Below are 3,578 nucleotides of genomic sequence, written 5' to 3' on the forward strand. Positions count from 1 at the left end.
CCATCAATTACATAATACTCCAGGCCTCTCAGATAATCATCTGCATATCCAAGCGCCTGCTGGTTAACATAAGGCTGATCTGTTGAAAACTTAGCCTGGCTACGGATTCCGAGTGCTGCAAATGTCTTCCGGCGCAGCTGCCAGTACTTTGCCATATTCAGTCGGAAGCGGATGTCGCTGATATCATCCAGTGGAGGAATACCTTTCTTGCCCACTTCTGCCATAAGACTGAACCCTTTGAGAGGATATACCCAGCTATCGGCCTTGATGTAGGAAACCCTGTAAACGAAGTCCAGGAAACGCACACTGGTTCTGCCTTTGCCAAGGTAATTCGGGTTGAGGATAGCCACCGAATCAGCCACCTTTTCGTAGTTGTAATTCAGGAATACCTGATGACGTGTGTTGATGGCACGCCTGTAGCTATAGCGGAGGCCAATTACGTATACCTGGCGCTGAAACTCGTCTTTCTTGAAGAATTTCTGCTTATTCAGACTGGTGCTGTCATTCACTTCGCGGTTGCGGCTATACGAAAAAAGTATTCCCAGTCCGTGACGGTAATGCTTATCAATATAAGGCAGATCGTATTGAACAGCGAAGCGCTGTGTGTACCCCAATTGTATGGCAGCGCTCAGGGCGTCATTGCGGCCGGTGAGGTTTTCCTGGTTGCCTCTTACGCCGAGATTGATACGGTCCAGGCGGCGTCCCTTTTCCACCCACCACTGGTTGAAGTTACGGTCAGCCAGCTTGAAAATGGGGAATGCAAATGTGTACCATCGCTCCCATACCTCAAATATAAGGTCAACATTATGCCCTTCCCAGTTTTTCACATTAGCAGTAACGTTAAGGAACAATGATGTGTTGAGCAACTGTTTACGGCGTTCCTCCAGTGTTTCGGCAAGGTCTTTCAGAAAAATGGTATCACCGGGCACTGTGCTGATCTCTCTCAGGATGATGGAGGTTCTGGTTTTCTTATTACCAGTAATGATGATATTACGTACCACCAGATAATTGGTGTCCTGCACTGCGGTAACGGAGGAGTCATGCCCCCAATTGGCGCCAGCTGCCGAAAATGGCAGCATGCTTCCAAGCAGGCATAATATTCCCAGCATGTAGTAACAGCGTCTCAGCATGTAGGCCCCTCCAGATTTAGATACTTTATTTTTGTGTCCAGTTAACGGGATTGTCTTTCTCCCGGGTTTATACAGCAAAATAGGTAAATAAATGAATGCAAGTATAATAAAAACGGCGGCGCAATAAATAATTATCGCGCCGCCGTTTAAAATATTTTATAACAGTACATTACATACTCATATAGTTCATGAGCAGATCGTAATTCTTTTTCAGCATATCTTCTTCCTGCTCTTCTGAAAAGACATATTTAACTGTATAACTGAACCGTTCAAAGGTCGCAACAAGTGAATGCAATTCCTGGCGGTTGGTTTTCAGCATAACTTCCAGCTTGGCAGTGGCCGCATTCATGATGGTACTGACACTAAGCAATGTAACATCATTTGATTCAGCAATACGTGCTATTTCACTCAGGCTGTAATCCCGCGCGTCCATTTCCAGGGCCAGTATACCGCCAACTTCCTTTACACCATTGTATTGTGCGAGTGCGTACAGCAGGTTATCTTTTGTAATAATGCCCAGGTAATCATTTTCTTTAGTGATAACAGGCAGAGCAGAGAGTTTGAATTCGTAGAATAACTTCAATGCCTCGAAAAGATGGGCCTGTTCCATAATGGCCGGACGAACACCGTTGAACTGGAGGGATTTCAGCTGGATGTCCGGATCATCCATATCAAGGATCTGATCTTCTTCCACCAGCGCCACATACTTGTTATCCACTACCATCGGAAGCTGCGTAAGATGATATTCATTCATCAGTCGCAACGCCCTGGCGCCGTCGTCAGCTGGCTGCAGGATTGGTACGGTGGATATGAGTTCTCTGGCAATCATTTTCGTGTATTCTTACACAATAATAGCAAAGAATATTCCAACAGAAAAAGAAATTAAGGAACTGCCGCGTCAGCGCATCCGGAAAGTCCTTTCTATCAGGCAGCCGACTGGTTTTTTAATTTCTCGAGGAAAGCATGCAGGATCCTGTTGAATTCATCAGGTACTTCCATCATAGGCGCATGGCCGCATTTATCAATAAACTCCAGCTGAGAATTAGGTATAAGTTTCTGGAACTCTTCTCCTACCATAGGCGGCGTTACAGTATCGTTGTGGCCCCAGATGAGCAATGTAGGTTGTTTGATATCTTTCAGCTCATCGCCCAGATTATGACGGATGGCCGATTTAGCCAGGGTAATAATTTTGATTACCTTCAGACGGTTATTTACAATCTCAAACATTTCATCTACCAGCTCTTTAGTAGCGATCTTCGGATCGTAGAAGGTAAGTTCTGCTTTCTTGCGGATATATTCGTAGTCGCCGCGTTTAGGATAGGTTTCACCCATACCGTTCTCGAATAAACCGGAACTGCCGGTGAGGGTCAGGGACTTAACCGGGGCCTCAGGATGCTTGAGCAGATATACCAGCGCAACATGCCCGCCCAGTGAGTTACCCAGCAGGTGAACATTCTGATAGCCTCTGGCTTCAATGAATTTATGTACAAACTTAGCCAGCCCTCCCACAGATGTTTCCAGGATGTTTAAATCATACAGGGGCAACATCGGAATCACTACTTTATTAAACTGCCGGAAATACTCGATCATGTGCGAGAAATTGCTCAAGGCACCAAAAAGTCCGTGCAATAATACCAGTGGTTCCCCCTCTCCTTCTTCTATGAAATTAAACTTACCCTGTGTTTTGATTTTGTAATCCATTGCCAAATCTTGAAAGTCAATTTTACGCTAAAATAATTCTTTTTATTAATCTAAATAAAGTTTGAAATGGGTTACGCAGGTTGAATTTGCTGCGCAGCCTTCTCAAAAAATGACTGCAGTTGCGAAAACATATCCTTAAAAACGGGCATCACACTTCCCATGTGATCAAGTACCCAGGGGCCTATTTTCTCGATGTAGGGATATACCGCAGATTGTAATTTGGTTTCGGGACTTAACCAATATAACTGATTGGCCATCCACAGCAATACACTATAAATTATTATAAATATAATACTATAGAGCAATATTCCACCTAATTTATTGAGCCACCCGAGCATTACCAGTTCCACGAGCTTCTGCAATGCACCAGCTCCCAGCCTTACCAGTAGTACCACAACCAGGAATACACAAATAAAGCAAAGCACAGGCAACCAACGGGAATGCATATCCCAGTGTTGTTGTGCATACAATGCGGTAACTGCAGTAAGTTTAAGCGCTGCTGCCAGTCCAAGCATAACTGCCACCAGAGAGAACACGGCCACAATCAGCCCTCGTGTATATCCCCTGTAGAGGGCAAATGCCATAAGGATGGCGAAAATAATATCAATGGCCATAGCGGGAATTTTATTTAGGTATTTATTGATTTAGGTATTTAGGTATTTGAAATGCAGCGGAGATCATGTACTATCGTCTGTTCCTCAGAAAGTTCAATCTCCGCTGCATTTCAAATACCTAAATACCTAAATC

General features: G+C 44.4%; 4 protein-coding genes. All 4 read right to left on the reverse strand.

All coding sequences use genetic code 11. From position 1 onward, the window contains the following. Positions 1–1,130, reverse strand: a 1,130-nt coding sequence (locus tag VM802_RS25715) for a POTRA domain-containing protein (RefSeq protein WP_325536103.1), incomplete at its 3' end; no start/stop codon positions are given. 169 nt (positions 1,131–1,299) lie between these two features. Further along, complete coding sequence (locus VM802_RS25720; protein ID WP_325536105.1) at positions 1,300–1,959, reverse strand: CBS domain-containing protein; 660 nt, start codon at positions 1,957–1,959, stop codon at positions 1,300–1,302. Positions 1,960–2,054: 95 nt separating this feature from the next. Beyond that, a complete protein-coding gene (locus tag VM802_RS25725; RefSeq protein ID WP_325536107.1) occupies positions 2,055–2,831 on the reverse strand; it encodes an alpha/beta fold hydrolase in 777 nt (258 codons plus the stop codon). Between the two features lie 71 nt (positions 2,832–2,902). Beyond that, a complete protein-coding gene (locus VM802_RS25730) occupies positions 2,903–3,445 on the reverse strand; it encodes a CvpA family protein (RefSeq protein WP_325536109.1) in 543 nt (180 codons plus the stop codon). Positions 3,446–3,578 lie beyond the last annotated feature (133 nt).

Origin of the sequence: Chitinophaga sp. (genome assembly GCF_035538455.1) — a bacterium.
Lineage (GTDB): Bacteria > Bacteroidota > Bacteroidia > Chitinophagales > Chitinophagaceae > Chitinophaga.

Bases quoted from the DNA above. Each gene is read 5' to 3' on its own strand.
- VM802_RS25720 (WP_325536105.1), bottom strand. From the start codon at position 1,959: ATGATTGCCAGAGAACTCATATCCACCGTACCAATCCTGCAGCCAGCT.
- VM802_RS25725 (WP_325536107.1), bottom strand. From the start codon at position 2,831: ATGGATTACAAAATCAAAACACAGGGTAAGTTTAATTTCATAGAAGAA.
- VM802_RS25730 (WP_325536109.1), bottom strand. From the start codon at position 3,445: ATGGCCATTGATATTATTTTCGCCATCCTTATGGCATTTGCCCTCTAC.